The sequence below is a fragment of the Labedella populi genome, assembly GCF_004078655.1.
In the GTDB taxonomy this organism is placed as follows: domain Bacteria; phylum Actinomycetota; class Actinomycetes; order Actinomycetales; family Microbacteriaceae; genus Labedella; species Labedella populi.
The window spans coordinates 588841-608181 of sequence record NZ_RZNC01000001.1; the positions used below are offsets into that span (position 1 = coordinate 588841).

19 protein-coding genes and 1 pseudogene are annotated in these 19341 nt (G+C 69.2%); 14 read left to right on the forward strand and 6 right to left on the reverse strand.

Annotated features, from left to right (window positions below):
• Positions 1–40: 40 nt before the first annotated feature.
• A complete protein-coding gene (locus ELQ92_RS02960; RefSeq protein ID WP_128497478.1) occupies positions 41–985 on the forward strand; it encodes an SDR family oxidoreductase in 945 nt (314 codons plus the stop codon).
• A gap of 28 nt (positions 986–1013) precedes the next feature.
• Here ELQ92_RS02960 and ELQ92_RS02965 read toward each other — a convergent pair whose 3' ends face one another.
• From ELQ92_RS02965 to idi, 4 genes are read right to left on the reverse strand one after another with little or no spacing between them, the layout of a single operon-like run.
• Positions 1014–1814, reverse strand: a complete 801-nt coding sequence (locus ELQ92_RS02965) for an SDR family NAD(P)-dependent oxidoreductase (RefSeq protein WP_128497479.1) — start codon at positions 1812–1814, stop codon at positions 1014–1016.
• Positions 1815–1818: 4 nt separating this feature from the next.
• Entirely contained in the window at positions 1819–2436 is a 618-nt protein-coding gene (locus tag ELQ92_RS02970) for a DUF2238 domain-containing protein (RefSeq protein WP_128497480.1), read from the reverse strand.
• A complete protein-coding gene (locus ELQ92_RS02975; RefSeq protein ID WP_243694834.1) occupies positions 2433–3350 on the reverse strand; it encodes an endonuclease/exonuclease/phosphatase family protein in 918 nt (305 codons plus the stop codon). The genes ELQ92_RS02970 and ELQ92_RS02975 overlap by 4 nt, the downstream gene beginning before the upstream one ends.
• The gene (idi, locus tag ELQ92_RS02980) at positions 3311–3829 is read right to left on the reverse strand and encodes an isopentenyl-diphosphate Delta-isomerase (protein WP_128497482.1); all 519 of its coding nucleotides are present in this window, start codon (positions 3827–3829) and stop codon (positions 3311–3313) included. Before idi ends, ELQ92_RS02975 begins: the two co-directional genes overlap by 40 nt.
• Positions 3830–3952: 123 nt before the next feature.
• Here idi and ELQ92_RS02985 point away from each other — a divergent pair, with 123 nt between their 5' ends.
• From ELQ92_RS02985 to ELQ92_RS03045, 13 genes and pseudogenes are all read left to right on the forward strand, one after another.
• Complete coding sequence (locus ELQ92_RS02985; RefSeq protein WP_128497483.1) at positions 3953–5023, forward strand: polyprenyl synthetase family protein; 1071 nt, start codon at positions 3953–3955, stop codon at positions 5021–5023.
• Positions 5024–5070: 47 nt separating this feature from the next.
• Positions 5071–5766: pseudogene (locus ELQ92_RS02990) on the forward strand (phytoene/squalene synthase family protein); the annotation flags it as partial.
• Positions 5721–7460: a phytoene desaturase family protein gene (crtI, locus tag ELQ92_RS02995; RefSeq protein ID WP_243694888.1), complete on the forward strand. Its 1740-nt coding sequence runs from the start codon at positions 5721–5723 to the stop codon at positions 7458–7460. The pseudogene ELQ92_RS02990 and the gene crtI, both read left to right, overlap by 46 nt.
• Complete coding sequence (locus tag ELQ92_RS03000) at positions 7457–7789, forward strand: lycopene cyclase domain-containing protein (protein ID WP_128497486.1); 333 nt, start codon at positions 7457–7459, stop codon at positions 7787–7789. The genes crtI and ELQ92_RS03000 overlap by 4 nt, the downstream gene beginning before the upstream one ends.
• Positions 7786–8109: a lycopene cyclase domain-containing protein gene (locus tag ELQ92_RS03005; RefSeq protein WP_128497487.1), complete on the forward strand. Its 324-nt coding sequence runs from the start codon at positions 7786–7788 to the stop codon at positions 8107–8109. Before ELQ92_RS03000 ends, ELQ92_RS03005 begins: the two co-directional genes overlap by 4 nt.
• The gene (locus tag ELQ92_RS03010) at positions 8096–8971 is read left to right on the forward strand and encodes a prenyltransferase (protein ID WP_128497488.1); all 876 of its coding nucleotides are present in this window, start codon (positions 8096–8098) and stop codon (positions 8969–8971) included. Before ELQ92_RS03005 ends, ELQ92_RS03010 begins: the two co-directional genes overlap by 14 nt.
• 115 nt (positions 8972–9086) lie before the next feature.
• A complete protein-coding gene (locus ELQ92_RS03015) occupies positions 9087–10184 on the forward strand; it encodes a LacI family DNA-binding transcriptional regulator (protein ID WP_128497489.1) in 1098 nt (365 codons plus the stop codon).
• 305 nt (positions 10185–10489) lie between these two features.
• Positions 10490–12187: an ABC transporter substrate-binding protein gene (locus ELQ92_RS03020; protein ID WP_243694835.1), complete on the forward strand. Its 1698-nt coding sequence runs from the start codon at positions 10490–10492 to the stop codon at positions 12185–12187.
• The gene (locus ELQ92_RS03025) at positions 12184–13164 is read left to right on the forward strand and encodes an ABC transporter permease (protein ID WP_128497490.1); all 981 of its coding nucleotides are present in this window, start codon (positions 12184–12186) and stop codon (positions 13162–13164) included. Before ELQ92_RS03020 ends, ELQ92_RS03025 begins: the two co-directional genes overlap by 4 nt.
• The gene (locus tag ELQ92_RS03030; RefSeq protein WP_128497491.1) at positions 13161–14093 is read left to right on the forward strand and encodes an ABC transporter permease; all 933 of its coding nucleotides are present in this window, start codon (positions 13161–13163) and stop codon (positions 14091–14093) included. The genes ELQ92_RS03025 and ELQ92_RS03030 overlap by 4 nt, the downstream gene beginning before the upstream one ends.
• Positions 14090–15826 carry an ABC transporter ATP-binding protein gene (locus ELQ92_RS03035; RefSeq protein ID WP_128497492.1) on the forward strand — a complete coding sequence of 579 codons (1737 nt, stop codon included), beginning with the start codon at positions 14090–14092 and terminating at the stop codon, positions 15824–15826. Before ELQ92_RS03030 ends, ELQ92_RS03035 begins: the two co-directional genes overlap by 4 nt.
• A complete protein-coding gene (locus tag ELQ92_RS03040) occupies positions 15823–16701 on the forward strand; it encodes an alpha/beta fold hydrolase (protein WP_128497493.1) in 879 nt (292 codons plus the stop codon). The genes ELQ92_RS03035 and ELQ92_RS03040 overlap by 4 nt, the downstream gene beginning before the upstream one ends.
• Before the next feature lie 106 nt (positions 16702–16807).
• Entirely contained in the window at positions 16808–18010 is a 1203-nt protein-coding gene (locus tag ELQ92_RS03045) for a glycoside hydrolase family 1 protein (protein ID WP_128497494.1), read from the forward strand.
• A 12-nt stretch (positions 18011–18022) separates the two neighbouring features.
• Here ELQ92_RS03045 and ELQ92_RS03050 read toward each other — a convergent pair whose 3' ends face one another.
• Positions 18023–18583: a hypothetical protein gene (locus tag ELQ92_RS03050; RefSeq protein WP_128497495.1), complete on the reverse strand. Its 561-nt coding sequence runs from the start codon at positions 18581–18583 to the stop codon at positions 18023–18025.
• Positions 18584–18631: 48 nt separating this feature from the next.
• Positions 18632–19315: a response regulator transcription factor gene (locus tag ELQ92_RS03055; protein ID WP_128497496.1), complete on the reverse strand. Its 684-nt coding sequence runs from the start codon at positions 19313–19315 to the stop codon at positions 18632–18634.
• Between the last annotated feature and the right edge of the window lie 26 nt (positions 19316–19341).

Here is a 19341-nt window from a genome sequence, read left to right on the forward strand (position 1 = left end):
ACGCGAGCGTTGATCCACCACGACACGTCAGGAGCAGACCATGCCACGCAGATCGATCGACATCACCCTTCCGGATCTCACGGGGAGACGCGCCCTCATCACCGGGGCGAGCGACGGGATGGGCCTCGTGATGGCGCAGCGCCTCGCCGCGGCGGGAGCCGAGGTCATCATCCCCGTGCGGAACCGCCGCAAGGGAGAGGCGGCCGCCGATGCGATCCGTGCGGCTGCGCCGTCGGCGACCGTCGTCGTGCGCGACCTCGACCTCTCCTCCCTCCAGACCGTGAAGGGGCTCGGCGAAACCCTTCGTCGCGAGGGAGATCCGATCCATCTCCTCATCAACAACGCGGGAGTGATGACGCCGCCGACGCGGCAGACGACCGCCGACGGCTTCGAACTGCAGTTCGGCACCAATCATCTCGGTCACGTCGCGCTCGTCGCCGAGCTCCTGCCGCTGCTCCGCGCGGGGGGAGCCCGCGTCGTGTCGCAGATCAGCGTCGCGGCGCGCTCGGGCGGCATCGATTGGGACGACCCGAATGGGGAGCGGGGCTACGACGGGATGAAGGCGTACAGCCAGTCGAAGATCGCGTTCGGCCTCTTCGGGCTCGAGCTGCAGCGGAGGAGCGAGGCCGGAGGATGGGGCGTCACGAGCGTGCTCTCCCACCCGGGGGTGGCACCGACCAACCTCCTCGCCGCGCGCCCGGAACTCGGCCGGAGCCGCGACACGACGCAGGTCCGGATGATCCGCTGGCTCTCCGCGCGGGGGGTCCTCGCGGGCACGGTCGAGAGCGCCGGCCTGCCCGCGCTGCTCGCCGCGACCTCGCCCGACGTGCGGGGTGGCACGCTCTACAGCCCGAGGGGATTCGGCCGGACGAGCGGCGCACCCGCCGAACAGCCCCTGTACTCGACGCTCCGCAGCGCGGAGGACGCGAGCCGCATGTGGGAACTGTCCGAGCGGCTCACGCAGACGACGATCGACGTGTCCTGACCCCGCTCCACCTTGTGCGGAGCGGGCTTCAGCCCATCCGGATGACGTTCCCCGTCACGCGACGGCCGGCCTCGGAGACGAGGAACGAGACGACCTCGGCGACCTCGTCGGGCTCGGCGACGTCGAAGAAGGAGTCGTCATCCGCGACGAAGCCACGGATCTCGTCGGTCACCCAACCCGTGTCGGTCACGGGCGGATGGAGGGCGTTGGCCGTGACGCCGAAGCGGCTCAGCTCGAGGCTCGCGGACATCGTGTAGTTCGTGATGGCGGCCTTCGCCGCGCCGTAGGACACCTCCTGAGGGAAGCCCTTCTCGCCGCCGGAGGTCATCGAGACGATGCGGCCCCATGCGCCGTCACGTTGCCGCAGGCGCCGCGCGAATTCGGCGATGAGGAGCGCGCCCGCTCGCGCGTCGACGCCGAACTGGCGGTCGAAGGACTCGGGCGTGACCGGGGAGAGTGCCCGCCCCGCCCAGTCGAGTTCCTCCGCACGGAAGGTGTCGCTGAGCGACGCCGTCGCGTTGTTGATGAGCACGTCGACGGGGCCGAACGTGTCCTCGGCGGCGTCGAACAGCCCCGGAATGACGGAAGCGTCGAGGAGGTCGGCCGAGACCGCGATCGCTCGGCCGCCGGCGCCCTGAATCCGATCGATGACGGCGCTCGCGTCGAGGCGGTGGTTCTCGCGCAGTCGCTCGGGCGTTCCCGCGCGCCCCGGCTCGTCGAGCGCGAGGAAGGTGATCACGACGGCGAGTCCGTCGGCGGCGAGTCGTTCGGCGATCGCGGCGCCGATGCCGTGGTTCGCTCCGGTGACGAGGGCGATGTGTCCGGTCATCCGTTCAGCCTACGGCGGCCCCGCGGTCACCGTCGGGGAAGGCCGCCTGCGGCTCCGGCTGACGTCGCATGCTCGCGAGAGCGATGCCGGCGAGCACCGCGCCGACGCTCCCGACCGCCATGTCGGCGATCGTGTCGTCGTAGGCGACGAAGATCTCGTCGCTCACGAATGTCTTGCCGAGCCACTCGATCATCTCCCAAACGGCACTCGCGGCGAGGCCGATGAGCGTCGTGAGGACGATCGGGACCGCGGCCGTCACAGAACCGACCCGCGGTGCCGTGAGGATCTCCACCCGCTCGAGCAGGAGGAAGAGCATCGCCGCAACGACGCCCGTGCATGTGAGATGCACCGCGAGGTCCCACCAGGCGATGCGCGCGTAGAGGTCGAAGACGTTGCTCCACGCGGCGACGAGCAGCGCAACGCCGTAGACGACGTCGAAGAGCGGTCGCGCGCCGATGAAGCGGGGGAGCAGGAGCGCCGGGACCACGAGGGCGAGGACCCCGGCGTCCGTCGCGGTCCACCAGATGGCCGCGACGAGCACACCGAGGCCGCCGAGCCCCCGCACGATATCCGCCGCGATCGCCGTGCGTCCTCGCGGCGGGCGGAGGAAGTTCTCGATCACGGCTCCGTCGCCCTCGTCGACGGCAGGCGCATCACCACCTGGACGGGCAGGTGGTCCGATGCCCACACTCCGGAGGGGCGCGCGGGGTTGATGGCGGCGCGGACCACCTCGACGTCGGCGGTCGTCAGGATCCAGTCGATGCGTTTCCGGCCCGTGCGGGGCTCGCGGTAGTTGGGGAACGTCCCCCACGAGGGTGTGAGCCGCTCGGAAGCGGCGGACCAGGCGTCCACGAGCGTCCGGCGTCGCTCTCCCCGCTCGGTGAGGAGTGCCCGGATCGGTGACGATTCAGCGCCGGTGTTGAGATCGCCCATGACGACCGAGGGGAGCCCGGCCTCCGCGACGAGGGCGCGGATGCGGTCGGCCGATCGCATCCGGGAGCGACGCGACAGATGGTCGAAGTGGGTGTTGACGACGAGGAATCGCGCCGAGGTCGTACGGTCGCGGAACACGGCCCGGACGAGGATGCGCGGCACCATGTTGCCCCAGCCCGTCGAGCCGGGCGCCTCGGGAGAGTCCGACAGTGCCTGCTGGGACCAGTCCTCGAGATGCAGCCGTTCGGTGTCGAAGAAGATCGGGCAGCCCTCGCCGCGGCGGTCACGACCGCGGCCGTGACCGATCCGACGGTAGCGCTCGCCGAGCGCCCGCTTCACGAATGCGGCCTGTTCCGGGACGACCTCTTGCGTGCCGAGCACGGTCGGTCGTTCCGCCGCGAGCAGCGCGCCGAGCGCCGGTCGTCTGGTCGTCCAGAGGTCGGGGCTGCGTTCCGTGAGATGACGCAAGGGCCGGCGGACGTTGAACGTCATGACGTGCAGGTCGGGTGTGAGCGCCGCACCGATCAGCGCGGTGCCCGCCGCCGTGGTCATCGGGTCCTCGGTCAGGCCGACGCGAGCAGCGGAAGCTGCAGTGTCAGCCACGGGCTGAACGCCCAGGGCGTCGCGGCGATCGCGGCGTCGAGTGCCGCGGGCTCGGCCCAGAACCATTCGACGACCTCGGCCGGCTCGGGCAGGACGGCGCTCGTCGTGGTCGCGCGGTAGACGGGGCAGATCTCATACTCGACCGTGCCGTCGGCGTCGACGGCACGGTACCGGAAGTCCGGCAACGCGAGCGTGAGCGAGTCGAGTTCGATTCCGAGCTCCGCGCGGGCCCGGCGGTGGACCGCCGCCTCCATGTCCTCGGCCGGTCCCGGATGGCCGCAGAAGGAGTTCGTCCAGACGCCGGGCCACGTCTTCTTGGAGAGTGCCCGACGCGTCACGAGGATGCGGCCGTCGGGGTCCGATACGTGACACGAGAAGGCGAGGTGCAGCGGCGTCGAGTCGGTGTGCACCGTGGCCTTGTCCGCGACTCCGATCGGGGTGCCGTCTTCGCTCAGCAGGACTACTTGTTCCACGGTCATGCCTCCATTCTCCGTCACACCTGGAGTGCTCGTGCTCGAGAGCATCGTCTCACCGTCGTCAAGATACTTAGATAGTCTAGTAAAAAGTTTCAACGACCACCGAGGGTCGGTTATGGTCGAGCAATGGACCCCCACGATCTGGTGATCGTCGCCGGGCGACGACTGCCCCGCGTCGACGAGGTGCTCGACGGCTGGTTCGAGGTCGCAGCCGCTCGTGCCGGGCGCTTCGGGTCGAGGTATGCGCACATCATTGAAAGCCTGCGGCACAACACCGTGGGAGGGAAGCGATTCCGCCCGCGCATGGTGCTCGCGGCCTACGAGAGCCTCGGCGGTACCGACATCGACGCCGCCGCCCGGGTCGCTGCGGCCTACGAACTCCTCCACACCGCGCTCATCGTCCACGATGACGTCATCGACCGTGACTTCATCCGTCGCGGCCGCCCGAACGTCTCAGGCAGTTACCGCGATCGGGCGACCACGGCCGGTATCGCGCTCCCGCTCGCGGAACACCGGGGTATGTCGGTCGCCGTCGTCGCCGGAGACCTCGCGCTCGCCGGCGCATACCGACTCATCGACGAGTCAGGAGCCGACGAGCTGACGCGCGGCCGGCTCATCGAACTGCTCGACGACGCCGTCTCCGCGGCTGCGGCCGGGGAGTATACGGACGTCGACTTCTCGTTGCACGTCGAGATGCCGTCCGTCGAGGAGGTCGTCGAGATGGAGCGCCTCAAGACCGCGTGGTACTCGTTCGAGGCCCCCCTGCAGGCGGGAGCCGTGCTCGCGGGCGCATCGTTGCCGACCATCGACGCGCTCGGTGTGTTCGGACGCAACATCGGCATCGCCTACCAGATCATCGACGACGTCCTCGGCGTCTTCGGCGAGGAGGACGTGACCGGCAAGAGCGCGACGGGCGACCTGCGCGAAGGCAAGCGGACCGTGCTCATCGCCCACGCGGCCACGCAACCCGAGTGGGCGGCCGTCCGTGGGTTGTTCGGCGACCCGGACCTCGATGACGCGGGAGCCGCGCGGCTGCGTGACGCGATCACGGCGAGCGGAGCGCGCACGTTCGCGGAACTCCTCGCGGGGGACTACGCCAACCGGGCCTGGGAGGCGCTCGCCGGGCATGCCGTCCCCGCGTCGGCGCGCGACGAACTCGCTCCCGTGGTCCGAGCCGTGCTGGAGCGGACCCGGTGACGGGGGGCCAGCAGTACGACGCCGTCGCCGTTGAGGCCGCGGCTCTCGTGATCCGCCGCTACTCCACGTCGTTCGGCCTCGCCGCGCGGCTGCTGTCCCCGCCCGTTCGCCGGGACGTCCGGAGCATCTACGCGCTCGTCCGGATCGCCGATGAGATCGTGGACGGTGCCGCGAGCGACGCCGGGCTCGACGACGCGTCGACCACCCGGACCCTCGACGACCTCGAGGCCGACACCGAGCGTGCCATCGCGATCGGATACAGCGCCAACCTCGTTGTACACGCCTTCGCGCTCACCGCTCGGCGGGCCGGAATCGACGCCTCCCTCACGCGGCCGTTCTTCGCGTCCATGCGTGCAGACATCACGGACGTCGAGCACACGCCCGAGAGCTTCGACGCGTACGTGTACGGCTCCGCCGAGGTCGTCGGGCTCATGTGCCTGCGCGTGTTCCTCGCGGGCGAACGCCGTAGCGCCGCCCAGACGGCGCGCCTCGAGGAGGGCGCCCGCCGGCTGGGCGCCGCGTTCCAGAAGGTCAACTTCCTCCGCGACCTGGCAGCCGACTTCGCGGGCCTCGGTCGCAGCTACTTCCCCGGCATCAGCGTCGATGCATTCTCCGAGGCCGACAAGACGCGGCTGCTCGACGACATCGACGCCGACCTCGCCGCGTCTGCCGCGACGATCGATGGACTGCCCGCCTCATCGCGCCGGGCGGTCGTCCTCGCGCACGACCTCTTCGCGGAGCTCTCCCGCCGCATCCGATCCACCCCCGCCTCAGAACTCGTCACGACGCGCGTGCGCGTCCCCAACCCCGTGAAGATGAGGATCGCCGTGAACGCAGCCAGAGGAGTGCGTCCCCGATGACGCCGCGACACGGAGCGCCCGAGCGCACGGTCGTGATCGGCGGCGGCATCTCAGGACTCGCGACCGCGGCGCTGCTCGCGCGCAGCGGGCGGGACGTCACGCTCCTCGAGAAGAACGACGAGCTCGGTGGCCGTGCGAGCCTCCTCGAGCGCGACGGCTTCCGTTTCGACCTGGGGCCCAGCTGGTTCCTCATGCCGGAGGTCTTCGACCACTTCTTCCGGCTCATGGGCACTTCCTCCGCCGAACAGCTCGATCTTGTGCGGCTCGAGCCCGGCTACCGCGTCTATTCCGAGGGACACACCGAACCCATCGACATCGCCGCGACGCGGGCCGAGAACGTCGCCCTCTTCGAGTCGATCGAACGCGGTTCCGGCGCTCGACTCGAGCGCTACCTCGACTCCGCCGGCGAGGTCTACGAGCTGGCGAAGAGGCGCTTCCTCTACACGACATTCGAGTCGCTCACGCCGTTGCTCGCCGCGGACGTCATCCGGGAGTTGCCGCGATTCGTGAAGCTCTTCGGCACGGATCTCGACTCCGCTGCCGGGGCCGTCGTCTCGGACGACCGGCTGCGCCAGATACTCGGCTACCCGGCGGTCTTCCTCGGGTCTTCCCCGTATACCACTCCGAGTATGTACCACCTCATGAGCCATCTCGATCTCGAGGACGGCGTCTACTACCCCCGCGGCGGCTTCGCCCGCGTGATCGAGGCGATCGCCGACCTCGCCCGCGAGGCCGGCGTCCGCATCGAGACGGGCGCGAGCGTCCGCCGCATCCGCACCGAGGCCGCGCGGCGCCGTCGTGCGCGCGCGACGGGCGTCGAATGGACCGATACGGCGGGGGATCCGCACGTCGAAGAGGCCTCGGTCGTCGTCTCCGCCGCCGACCTCCACCACACAGAGACGAAGCTGCTTCCGCCCGCGCTGCGGACGTACCCGCAGTCCTACTGGGACCGGAAGACGCCGGGCCCCGGCGCGGTGCTGCTCTCGCTCGGCGTGCGCGGCGAGCTGCCGGAGCTCCTCCACCACACGCTCTTTTTCACGAAGGACTGGCGCTCGAACTTCGACGCGATCGGCGGGCCGTCTCCGTATGTTCCCGATCCGGCATCGCTCTACGTCTGCAAGCCGAGCGCGACCGACGCCGTGGCGCCGGAGGGGCACGAGAACCTCTTCGTGCTCGTCCCGATTCCCGCCGATCCGTCTCTCGGCGGCGGATCGAGCGACACCATCCGCGCGGCCGGCGATCGGGCCATCGCGCAGATCGCCGACTGGGCAGACATCCCGGACCTCGCGGAGCGCATCACGGTGCGCCACGACGTCGGGCCGGCTGACTTCGTCGAGTCGATCAACGCGTGGCGCGGCACGATGCTCGGCCCGGCGCACACGTTGGCGCAGTCCGCGCTCTTCCGTGCCGGCAATGCGAGCAAGCGCGTCGACGGACTCGTCTACGCGGGCGGGTCGACGATCCCCGGCATCGGCCTGCCGATGTGCCTGATCAGTGCCGAACTCGTGGTCAAGAGGCTGAATGGCGACACCTCGACCGAGGCGCTGCCGGTCCCCCTTCAGACGGGGCACGAGTGAGCTTCGTCTACCTCGCGGCTCTCCTCGTCTCGATCACGGGCATGGTCGTGCTCGACCGTCGCTTCCGGCTGTTCTTCTGGGCGAACGCTCGCCGTGCGGCGATCGTGCTCGTGTCCGGCGTCGTGCTCTTCATCGTCTGGGATCTCTTCGGGATCGGTCTCGGCATCTTCTTCCGGGGCCAGACGCCCTTCATGACCGGGGTACTTGTCGCACCGGAGGTGCCCGTCGAGGAGATCTTCTTCCTCGTGCTGCTCTGCTACCTCTCGATGAACGTCTTCGGCGCGGCCTCCCGCCTCAGCGACGCCACCGGGACGGAGGAGTCGCGGTGACCTACTCGCTCCTGAACCTCGCGTTCCTCGTCCCCGCCGCGGTCCTCGCGCTCGTCGCAACGCTCCGCGTCCCGCACCGACGCCGCTTCCTCCGCGGCCTTGGCCTCACGCTCCTCGTCGTGCTCGTCCTTACGGCGATCTTCGACAACGTCATGATCGGGATCGGACTCGTCGCCTACGAGCGCGAACACCTGTCGGGGGTCTTCATCGGGATCGCCCCGATCGAGGACTTCTCCTACGCTGTGTTCGCGGCGGTCGTCCTCCCGTCATTGTGGAGCCTGCTCCGCCCGTCCCGTCGGAGGCCCCGTGCGCACGCTTGAACAACTCCTGCTCTCCTCGCGACCGTTGTCGTGGGTCAACACCGCATTCCCCTTCGCCGCCGCGTACTACCTCGCGACCCGTGACCTCGACCTCGCGTTCTGGATCGGGACGATCTACTTCCTGATCCCCTACAACCTCGCGATGTACGGGATCAACGACGTCTTCGACTACGAGTCCGACCTGCGAAACCCGCGGAAGGGCGGTGTTGAAGGGGCGGTACTCGACCGATCGCTGCACCGCACGACGATCATCGCGGTGCTCGTCACCAACATCCCCTTCGTGATCGCGCTCGTCGCGCTCGGCTCGCCCGTGTCGTGGCTGGTCCTCGCGGTGAGCCTCTTCGCCGTCGTGGCGTACAGCGCGAAGGGACTGCGGTTCAAGGAGGTGCCGTTCCTCGACTCGATCACGTCGAGCACGCACTTCGTCTCACCCGCCGCATACGGGCTCGCGCTCGCGGGCGTCGTCGTCGAACCGGCGCTCGTCGCGCTTCTCGCCGGCTACTTCCTCTGGGGGATCGCGAGCCACGCGTTCGGCGCCGTGCAGGACGTCATCGCCGACCGCCTGGGCGGGATCGCCTCGATCGGCACCGTGCTCGGCGCCCGCGCGACGGCCCGTTTCGCGCTCCTCGCTTATCTGGTCGGCGGCCTGCTGCTTCTCGGGACCACCTGGCCCGGCCCGCTCGGAGCGCTCCTCGTGCTGCCGTACGTCGCGAACGTCGCCCCGTTCTGGAACGTCACCGACGAGACGGCGGAGTCCGCGAACCGCGGGTGGAAGCGCTTCCTGTGGCTCAACTTCGTGACGGGCTTCCTCGTCACCCTGCTCCTCATCTGGTACGCCCTCTCCGCCCCGCTCGCTGGTTGAGCTGGTCGGTCGGATGTGAACCTCGGTACCGGCGCCGTGTCCACGGCTCAGGCGACGCGCTTCGGCGACTTAGGATGAGGCGGATGACCGCGATGCGACGAGGGGGGACAGCGCCATGAGTGCGAAGGCCCCCACCGTGTACGACGTCGCCGAGCACGCCGGCGTCTCGATCGCGACGGTCTCTCGTGTCCTGCGCCGACCCGGCGACGTACGCGAGGCGACCCGCGAGCGTGTGCTCGCCTCCGTCCGCACCCTCGGTTATGTGCCGAGTGCGAGCGCCCGGGGGCTCGCCGCCCGACGGACCGGCGTCGTCGGGTTGTTCTTCCCGGACTTCGACGCCATGCGGGAGACGACCTCGTTCGTCCCCGATCGCAGCGGCTCCGTGCCGGTCGTCGCCGACCCCCCAAGAGAGGACGGTTCCCCCGGATCGGACCTCCTCTACTTCGACGAGGTGCTGAGGGGTGCGGAGATCGAGGCATGGCGTAACGGTTTCGTGCTGCTCGTCGGCGTCGGCCGTGGCTCCGATTCGGAGTCGATCGTGTCGGACATCGCCGGCCGCGTCGACGGTCTGGCCGTCCTCGCCGGGAGCGTTCCGGACGAGATGCTCGAGCACATCGCCCGCCGCATCCCCGTCGTCCTCATCGCGGGACCGCGCCGGGACGACGAGTTCGATCACGTGAGCGTCGACAATCGCGCGGGGATGCGCGCTCTCGTCGAGCACGTCTTCGCCGTGCGCGAGGCCGACGGGATGCTCTACATTCGCGGCAACATCGAGACGCCCGACGACATCGAACGCTTCGAGGGCTTCCAGGACGCGATCGCGGCGCACCCGGCCGAGACGCGTCCCGGCGTGAGCGTCGTGGCGGCGGAATTCTCCCGTGACCGGGCTCGCGACGTCGCGACCTCGCTCGTCGCATCCGGCCACATCCCCGACGCGATCGTGTGTGCGAACGACCAGATGGCTCTCGGGGTCCTCGATGCGCTGCAGGCGCACGGCGTCGCGGTGCCCGGTCGGGTCCTCGTCGCGGGGTTCGACGGCATCGACGCGGGTCGCCATTCCGCCCCCCGCCTGACGACCGTGCGTCAGCCGATGGAGGACCTCGGTCGCGCCGCGGTGCACGTGCTGTCCCGCCGTCTCGGCGACCCGTCCCAGCCGCCGGTGACTCTCCGCCTCCCCGTCCGCGTCCTCGTCCGCGAGAGCACCTCCCCCTGAGAGTGCTACACCCGCACGAGGGCGCCACGTATACCTTGCGCCGTCGGTGCCGAAGAGGCGCCCTCGACTGGTTTCTCATGCGAGTACCAATTCGTGCCGGGACGCGACGAGGCGTGGTCGAATGCCTCACATCCGTGTCGAGGGCGCTAGCTAGACGTGTAGCCCTCGTGCGGGTGTAACTCTCTGGAGGTTGCGAAGGCGGGATGTATGCGCATACAGTGGAGGAATCCACGGACGGATCCCCGTCCGGCGCAGCGCAGCCCCCGGACTGCCTCGTGACGACGACGACATGAGGATTCGACACCGTGTCACCCACTTCTCCCCCCGCCCCGACTCCACGCACGGAGCGAGCACCGCGACGTACGGCACGACGGGCCCTCGCCGCCGTCGGCGCCGCAGCCGTGCTCGTCGCGACCGGGTGTAGCATCCAGGTCACGTCTCAACCGGACCCGACGATCCCCGACGACACGATGCTCATCAACGCGGACCGCGGAAACCCGCTCTTCGACCGCAACTTCAACCCGTACCTCACCAACACGCGCACGGCGTCCCGGTGGATGTACGAGCCGCTCATCATGATCAACCCGCTCGACAACGAGCAGACGCCGTGGCTCGCGACGGACTGGACGCTCCCGGACGCCGACACCATCGAGATGACCATCCGCGACGACGCCGAATGGAGCGACGGCGAGCCCCTCACGGCCGACGACGTCGCCTTCACCTTCGAGATGCTCAAGGAATACCCCGCGATCGACATCAAGGGTGCGTGGCAGCACATCGACACCGTCGAGGTCGACGGCGACACGATCACCTTCGAACTCCTCACCGACGACGTGCCGGCGCTCCCGATCATCGGCGCCACGTACATCGTCCCGGAGCACATCTGGTCGGAGGTCGAGGACCCGGCCACCTGGCGCAACGAGGACCCGATCGGGTCCGGGCCGTTCACGCTCGGCAACTACAACCAGCAGCAGTACTCGATGGACAAGAACGAGGACTACTGGCAGGCCGACTCCGTCGAGATCGAGCACCTCATCCTCCCCGCCACGAACACTCAGCTCGACACCGTCACACGCGGTTACGACTGGGCGTACTCCTTCATCTCCGACGTCGAGGGCACCTGGGGTGCTGCGAGCGAGAGCAACACGTGGTGGTTCCCGCCCATCGGCATCATCGGGCTGATCCCGAACCACGACGTCGCTCCCTTCGACGACGTGCACGTCCGTCGCGGCATCTCCCTCGCGCTCGAGCGTGCCGCGATCGCCGACTCGGCCTCGGAGGGCTACATGGAGCCCGCCGGGCAGACCGGGCTCATCCTCCCCAACCAGGAGGACCAACTCGACCCGACCATCCCCGATAGCGGGATGATCGAACAGGACACCGACGCCGCGCTCGCCGAGTTCGAGCAGGCCGGCTACACCCTCGAGGGCGATCGCCTCGTCGGCGCCGACGGCGAGCAGTTCTCCTTCTCCCTCACGACGGCGAACGGCTACTCGGATTGGACACGCGCGGCTCAGGAGGTGCAGCGACAGCTCCGCGGCGTCGGCATCGAGGTGAACCTGAGCCTGCCGCAGCCGGCGGGCTACCAGCAGGCGATCGCGAACGGCGACTTCGAGGTCGCGATCGGCGGCATGGGCGGCGGCTACGTCTATCAGGCCTACAACAGCCTCCTCTCGAGCGAGTTCTACGTTCCCGTCGGCGAGACGACGGCGAACAACTTCGCCCGGTACCAGAACCCCGCGGCGGACGAGTTGCTCGCCGAGCTCAAGGCCACGCCGGACCCTGCGGAGCAGCTCGAGCTGAGCCACGCCCTGCAGAACATCGTCTACGACGACCTGCCCGTCATCGGCATGTACTACGGCGGATCGTGGGGACTCTTCAACGACGCCAAGTTCACCGGGTGGCCGAGCGAAGAGGATCCCTACATGGCCCCGCAGAACTACGACTCCGCGCCGCTGATGATCTTCACGCGCTTGAAGCTCGCGAACGGAGACGACCAGTGAAGTACATCGCCGGGAAGCTCGGCCTCTTCGTGCTCACCCTGTGGGCGGCCGTCACCCTGAACTTCTTCCTCCCGCGCCTCATGCCGGGTTCGCCGGCCGACGCGGCGATCGCGAAGCTCTCGCAGAACGGTCCCGTGACCGAGGCGACGCGGGCCGCGATCGAGGCCCAGCTCGGCGTCCCGGACGGCAGCCTGTGGGAGCAGTACCTCGCGTACCTCCGCCAGGTCGTCACGCTGGACTTCGGCGTCTCGTACACGTTCTACCCGCAGACGGTCTCGAGCATGGTGAGCACGGCGCTGCCGTACACGATCATCCTCGTGGGCGTCGTGACGATCGTCGCGTTCATCCTCGGGACGCTCATCGGCGTCGCGGCGGCATGGAAGCGCGGAACCTGGCTCGACTCGCTCCCGACCCTCGGCGGCAGCTTCATGAGCACGTTCCCGTACTTCTGGACCGCGCTCCTCCTGCTGTTCTTCGCAGGCTACGTGCTGCACTGGTTCCCCACCACCGGCGCGTACTCGGCCACGACGACCCCCGCCTTCACGCCCGCGTTCATCGGCGACGCACTCCTCCATGCGGCGCTCCCCGCGCTCACGATCCTCGTGACGAGCCTCGGCGGCTGGATCATCGGCATGCGCAACGCGATGATCAACACGCTCGGCGACGACTACGTGACCTTCGCCGAGGCGAACGGCCTCCGAGGCGGTACCGTCGCCATCCGCTACGCGGCCCGCAACGCGATCCTCCCGAACCTCACGGGATTCGGGCTCGCGCTCGGAGGCGTCGTCGGCGGATCGATCCTCGTGGAACAGGTGTTCGGGTACCCCGGCATCGGCTACCTGCTGTTCAACGCCGTGATCGGGCAGGACTACCCGCTCATGCAGGCGCTCTTCCTGATGATCACGGTGAGCGTGCTCGTCGCCAACTTCCTCGTCGACATCCTGTACGGCGTACTCGACCCAAGGACCCGCCGATGACGTCAACGCAGAATGTCAGAATCCCGACCGACGGCGCAGCGGACGGGGCCGTCGCGGCGCCGAGCCGGTGGCGCTCCCTCGGACGCACGCTCGGAGTCGTGTGGTCGAACGGGAAGGCCCGCGTCGGCATCGTCATCCTCGGACTGTTCGTGCTCGTCGCGGTCTTCGCGCCGCTCCTCGCCCCATACGACCCGAAGGACACGTCCTTCGACCGCAACCTGGACGCGACCGGAGCGCACTGGCTCGGCACGACGGCCGCCGGCGAGGACGTCCTCAGCCAGCTGATCTTCGGCGCGCGGATCTCGATCCTCGTCGGCCTCGCCGCCGGCGTGCTCTCGACGCTCATCGCCGTGGCGATCGGCCTCAGCTGGGGGTACCTCCGCGGATTCGCGAGCGAGGTGGTGGGTTTCATCGTCAACCTCTTCCTCGTGATCCCGGGCCTGCCGCTCATGATCGTGATCGCCGCGTACCTGCAGAACGGCGGCATCCTGATGATCATCGCCGTGATCGTCGTGACGGGCTGGGCGTGGGGAGCCCGCGTGCTTCGCAGCCAGACGCAGTCTCTGCGCAGCCGCGACTTCGTGACGGCCGCACAGTTCTCGGGGGAGCGCGCTCCGCGCATCGTCTTCCGGGAGATCCTCCCGAACATGACGTCGCTCATCGTGGGCAGCCTCTTCGGCGCCGCCACGGCGGCGATCCTCGCCGAGGCGGGCCTCGAGTTCCTGGGGCTCGGCGACTCGAGCATCGTCAGCTGGGGCACGATGCTCTATTGGGCGCAGAACTCGAATGCCCTCCTGACCGGCCAGTGGGCGCTGCTGTTCGCACCCGGTCTCTGCATCGCGCTCCTCGCGCTCAGCCTCACGCTCATCAACTTCGGAGTGGACGCCGTGAGCAATCCGCGCCTCCGCGAAGGGAAGGCCAAGAAGTGACCTCCACCGAACAGACGGTCCCTGAGCTCGTCGACGGGCTCCTCGACGTCCGCGACCTCTCCGTCGTCTACGAGAGCCCGGGGGCCGCCCCGGTCCAAGCGGTCGATCACGTGAGCTTCACGCTCAAGCGCGGTGAGTTCGTCGGCCTCGTGGGCGAGTCCGGCTCCGGCAAGTCGACCCTCGGCTTCGCGCTCACGCGGCTGCAGAAGCCACCGGCGCGCACGAACGGCGGCAAGATCTTCTTCGACGGCTCGGACATCCGCGAGCTCGACACCGAGATGCTCCGGAAGCAGCGTCAGGGCGGTTTCGCGATGGTCCTGCAGTCGGGGATGAACGCGCTCAACCCGGTGCGCACGATCCGGAACCACTTCCTGGACATCTTCCGCGCCCACGGTCACGTCGCGCCGGCGGACCGCGAGGCGCGTGCGGCGGAGCTCGTGCGCAAGGTCGAGCTCGAGCCTTCGGTCCTCGCCCGCTATCCAGGGGAGCTCTCCGGCGGTATGCGACAGCGCGTTTCGATCGCGCTCGCCCTCTCGCTCGAACCGCAGCTCATGGTGTTCGACGAGCCGACGACGGCGCTCGACGTGCTCGTGCAGCACGCGGTCATGGACACGATCCAGGCGCTGCAGAAGTCCGAGAACTTCACGGCGATCCTCATCAGCCATGACCTCGGCATCGTGCTGGAAGCCACTGAGCGTGTCCTCGTGATGCACGAAGGACGGATCGTCGAGGACGGCTCGAGCCGTGACATCCTCGAGCGGCCTCAGGACAACTACACGCGAATGCTGCTGAGCCATTATGCCGATCCGAGGGCCGACGTCGTCGAGCTGCCCGGGTTCCCCGACCGTCATGCGCGCGTCGCAGCCGGGGTCACTCGCGCGGAGGCCGCGACGAGCGAACCCACCGTCGTGACACGCAGCGTGCGCTCGGCCGATTCCGCGATCGTCGTCGATCACGTCTCCAAGGTGTACCCGCCTCCTCGTCGCGGCGAGAAACCCGTCCGCGCGCTCGACGACGTCTCCTTCACGCTCGAGCCGGGCCAGTCGCTCGCGCTCGTCGGCGCATCCGGCAGCGGCAAATCGACGCTCGCGAAGCTCGTGACCGGTATCGAGAAGCCCACGGAGGGCACGGTCCGTTTCGGTGACGTCGACGTCACGCGGTTGCGCGCGAAGGGGCTGCGCGATCTGCGGAGCAACGTGCAGATGGTCTTCCAGGACCCGTACGCCGCGCTCAATCCGCTGCACACCGTCGAGTACACGCTCTCGCGGCCCATCCACAACATGACGGATCTGCGGGGCGACGACGCGCGCGCCCGGCTGCACGAACTCCTCGAGACCGTCGGTCTCACGCCGACGGAGACGTTCGCGCAGAAGCTCCCGCACCAGTTGTCCGGCGGTCAGCGCCAGCGCGTCGTCATCGCACGCGCCCTCGCGAGCGATCCGCAAGTGCTCATCGCGGACGAGCCGGTGTCGATGCTCGACGTCTCGCTGCGCGCCGGGGTGCTCGCCCTGCTCGAGGACCTGCGCGAGAAGTGGGGGGTGAGCCTGCTCTACATCACCCACGACCTGCTGAGCGCTCGCCTGGTGACCGACGACATCATGGTGCTGCACGACGGCCGGGTCGTCGAGCGCGGGGTCACCGCCGATGTGCTCCGGAATCCGCAAGACGACTACACCATCCGCCTGCTCGACGCCGTGCCCAACCCGCGTCGCTTGCGCGAGGACGTCGCGTGACCGTCTCGTTGGCTCCCATCGACCACTTCGGCGGCCTGCCGATGCGACCGGGGAGCGAGGCGTTCGCGCTCGAGCTGCCGGTCGGTCGGTTGACGGCGCTGCGCGCGGCTCCGGTCGGCGAGGCGCGAGGCGTCGTCCTCTGGGTGCCCGGCTTCACGGGATCCAAGGAGGACGCGCACGAGATCCTTCCGCGTCTCGCCGAGGCCGGCTGGGACGCGTGGGCTTACAGCCAACGCGGCCAGGCCGACTCCGCGCGACCGACGGACGACGACTATTCGCTCGACGCGCTCGCGGGCGATGCCGTCGAGGTGGCGCGGATCGTCGGGGACGGGGCGCCCGTGCACCTCATCGGGCACAGCCTCGGCGGGGTCGTCGCGCGGGCCGCGGTGGTCCATGCGCCCGGAGCGTTCGCGAGCCTCACGATGCTCTGCAGCGGTCCGAAAGGCTGGCCGGGACGCCACAACGACACCACCGAGACGGTGGCGCAAGCCGGCAGCATCGGCCTCTGGGAACGCGACAACCCGGACAAGGTCGGCGCGAGCGACGAGGAGATCGGCGCGTTCGAGGCGTTTTTCCGGCACCGCGCGGCCGCGACGGCGAACCAGAATCTGTTGCAGGGTGCGTCGATCCTCCGCTCGGAGGACGACACGACGGAGGACCTGCGCGCCACGGGCGTCCCCGTGCTCGTCGCGCACGGCGAGGACGACGACAAATGGCCGATCGACTGGCAGCGCGATATGGCCGACAGGCTCGGCGCCCGCTACGTCGTGATCCCGGGCGGCGCGCATTCGCCGCAGGCCGAGGCCCCCGAGGCCACTCTCGACACTCTCACCTCCTTCTACTCCTCGCTCTCCTCGCCGGTTTCCCACCCCTGAACCATCCCGAACCGCCCCTGAACCACCCGTCGAAGTGCGGACTTCGGTCCCCTTCCGGCCTGTATCGACGACCGATGTCCGCACTTCCCGGTGTGGATGAACCACGATGAAAGAGGTTCGCGTGAGCGAGCAGCAGTCCCTCCAGTTCCCCGACGGCTTCCTCTGGGGTGCCGCCACCGCAGCGCACCAGGTCGAGGGCGGCAACGTCTCGAACGACTGGTGGCTCAAGGAGCACACACCGGGAACGACGATAGTCGAGCCGTCCGGCGACGCCGTCGACCACTACCACCGCTATCGGGAGGACATGAAGCTCCTCGCTGACGCCGGTCTCACGTCGTACCGGTTCAGCATCGAGTGGGCGCGAATCGAGCCGGAGCGCGGTTACGTGTCACGCGCGGCGATCGACCACTACCGCCGCATGGTGGACACCGCGATCGAGCTCGGGCTCGAGCCCGTCGTGTCGCTCCTCCACTTCACGGTTCCGCGCTGGATGTTCGAGGCCGGATTCTGGCGGAACCCGGAGGCGCCGGAGCTCTTCGAGCGCTTCGTCGAGACGGCCCTGCCGATCGTGTCGGACGGGGTCCGCTACGTCTGCACGATCAACGAGCCGAACATCGCGGCCATGCTCGCGGGCGGGGAGGACGCCGCCAACCTCGTCGCGTACGGTCTGCCGAATCCCGACCTCGGCGTCGCCGACGCGCTCCTCGACTCGCACACGCGCGCTCGCTCGGTGCTCTCGCAGTTGCCGCAGATCGAGTCGGGTTGGACGGTCGCGACTCAGGCCTTCCACTCGACGGGCGAACCCGGCGCCGACGAAAAGCTGCACGAGTACGGGTACCCGCGCGACGACTGGTACCTCGAGGCCGCACGCGGCGACGACTTCGTCGGCGTGCAGGCGTACACTCGCACGTTCATCGGCTCCGAGGGGCCGCTGCCCGTCGCCGACGACGTCGAGACGACGCTCACCGGCTGGGAGTTCTTCCCGCCCGCGCTCGAGCTGGGCGTGCGCAGCGCGTGGGAACTGACCGGCGGCGTCCCCGTCCTCGTGACGGAGAACGGCATCGCGACGAGTGATGACACCCGGCGCATCGCCTACACCGACGGTGCGCTCCGTGGCCTGCACGCGACGATCGCGGACGGGATCGACGTTCGCGGATACCTGCACTGGAGCGCACTCGACAACTACGAGTGGGCGTCGGGCTTCCGCCCGACGTTCGGCCTCATCGGCATCGACCGCGAGACGTTCGAGCGTCACCCGAAACCGAGCCTCGCCTGGCTCGGCGACGTCGCCCGCCGCAACGGCCTCTAGGCCCCGGCGGCGTCAGGCGGGTTGCGGCTCGACCGGACGGAGGAGCGACGCCCACGCCGTCTCGACGATGAGCAGGAGCGCCCACACCGGCATGACCGACCACACGAGCGCGCCGACGGGAACATCGGCGGTGGAACACGACTCGACTGGAAGTGCCGAGAACACGGTGCTCCCGCACGAGCGGGCGAGCTCGACGGCCTGGAGGAGGAGAGCGGCTCCGAAGACGATGAGCACGGCGCCGCTCGTCGCGGTGACGAGCCACGAGCCGACGCGGAGCCGACGCGTCGGGCGGCTGTCGTCGCCGACCCGTCGGAACGACCCGGCGAGCGCCCCCGCCACCAGGAACGTCCACAGGACGGTGCCGATCTGCACAGCGATGAATCCGTAGGGGAGTCCGTCGGCGCACGCCCAGCCGGCTGCCTCCCCGTCGGCCGTGAATCGACACGCGACGCGGAGAACGTCGCGGAGCACGCCCACCAGGGCCATCGCCACGGCGGCAGAGACGACGCTCGCTCCGACGAGGATGAGGAGGACGCGGAGGACACGTCCAGTTCGCGGCGAGCTGATGGTCACACCGCGAGCGTATGAACATCCGACGGGGCTCGGAAGCCCCACATCGGGTCAGCGCTGGAGGTAGGCGATCACGGCGAGGACGCGGCGGTGGTCGGAGCCGGAGTCCTCGAGGCCGAGCTTCTGGAAGATCGACGTGATGTGCTTCTCGACCGCTCCCGTCCCGACGAAGAGCGCCGCGGCGATCGCCTGGTTGGTGCGGCCCTGCGCCATGAGCTCGAGCACGTCGCGTTCGCGGTCCGTGAGGGACTCGAGGGGATCGCGGCGCCTCCCGAGGAGCTGCGACACGACCTCGGGATCGAGCACCGTCCCGCCGTCCGCGATGCGCTCGATCGCGGACTCGAGCTCGGTGAGCGACGAGACGCGGTCCTTCAGGAGGTAGCCGACGCCGCCGCGCCCGCTGCCGAGCAGCTCGCGCGCATACGCGCCCTCGACGTACTGCGACAGCAGCAGGATCCCGACGGACGGGTGCTCCGCGCGCAACCGCAGGGCCGCCGTCACGCCCTCGTCGCGGAACGTCGGCGGCATCCTCACATCGAGCAGGACGATGTCGGCCGGGGTCTGATCGAGCAGAGCGTGCAACTCCTCGCCGGAGCCGGCCGACCCGACGACCCGATGGCCGGCCTCATCAATGAGCCGCACGAGTCCCTCGCGCAGCAGCACCGAATCGTCGACGACGATGACCCGCAGTTCCCGCCTCACCACCCCACCCTCCCACACCTGAAAACTTCGCATGTGCACGAAAATTCGAGCACATGCGA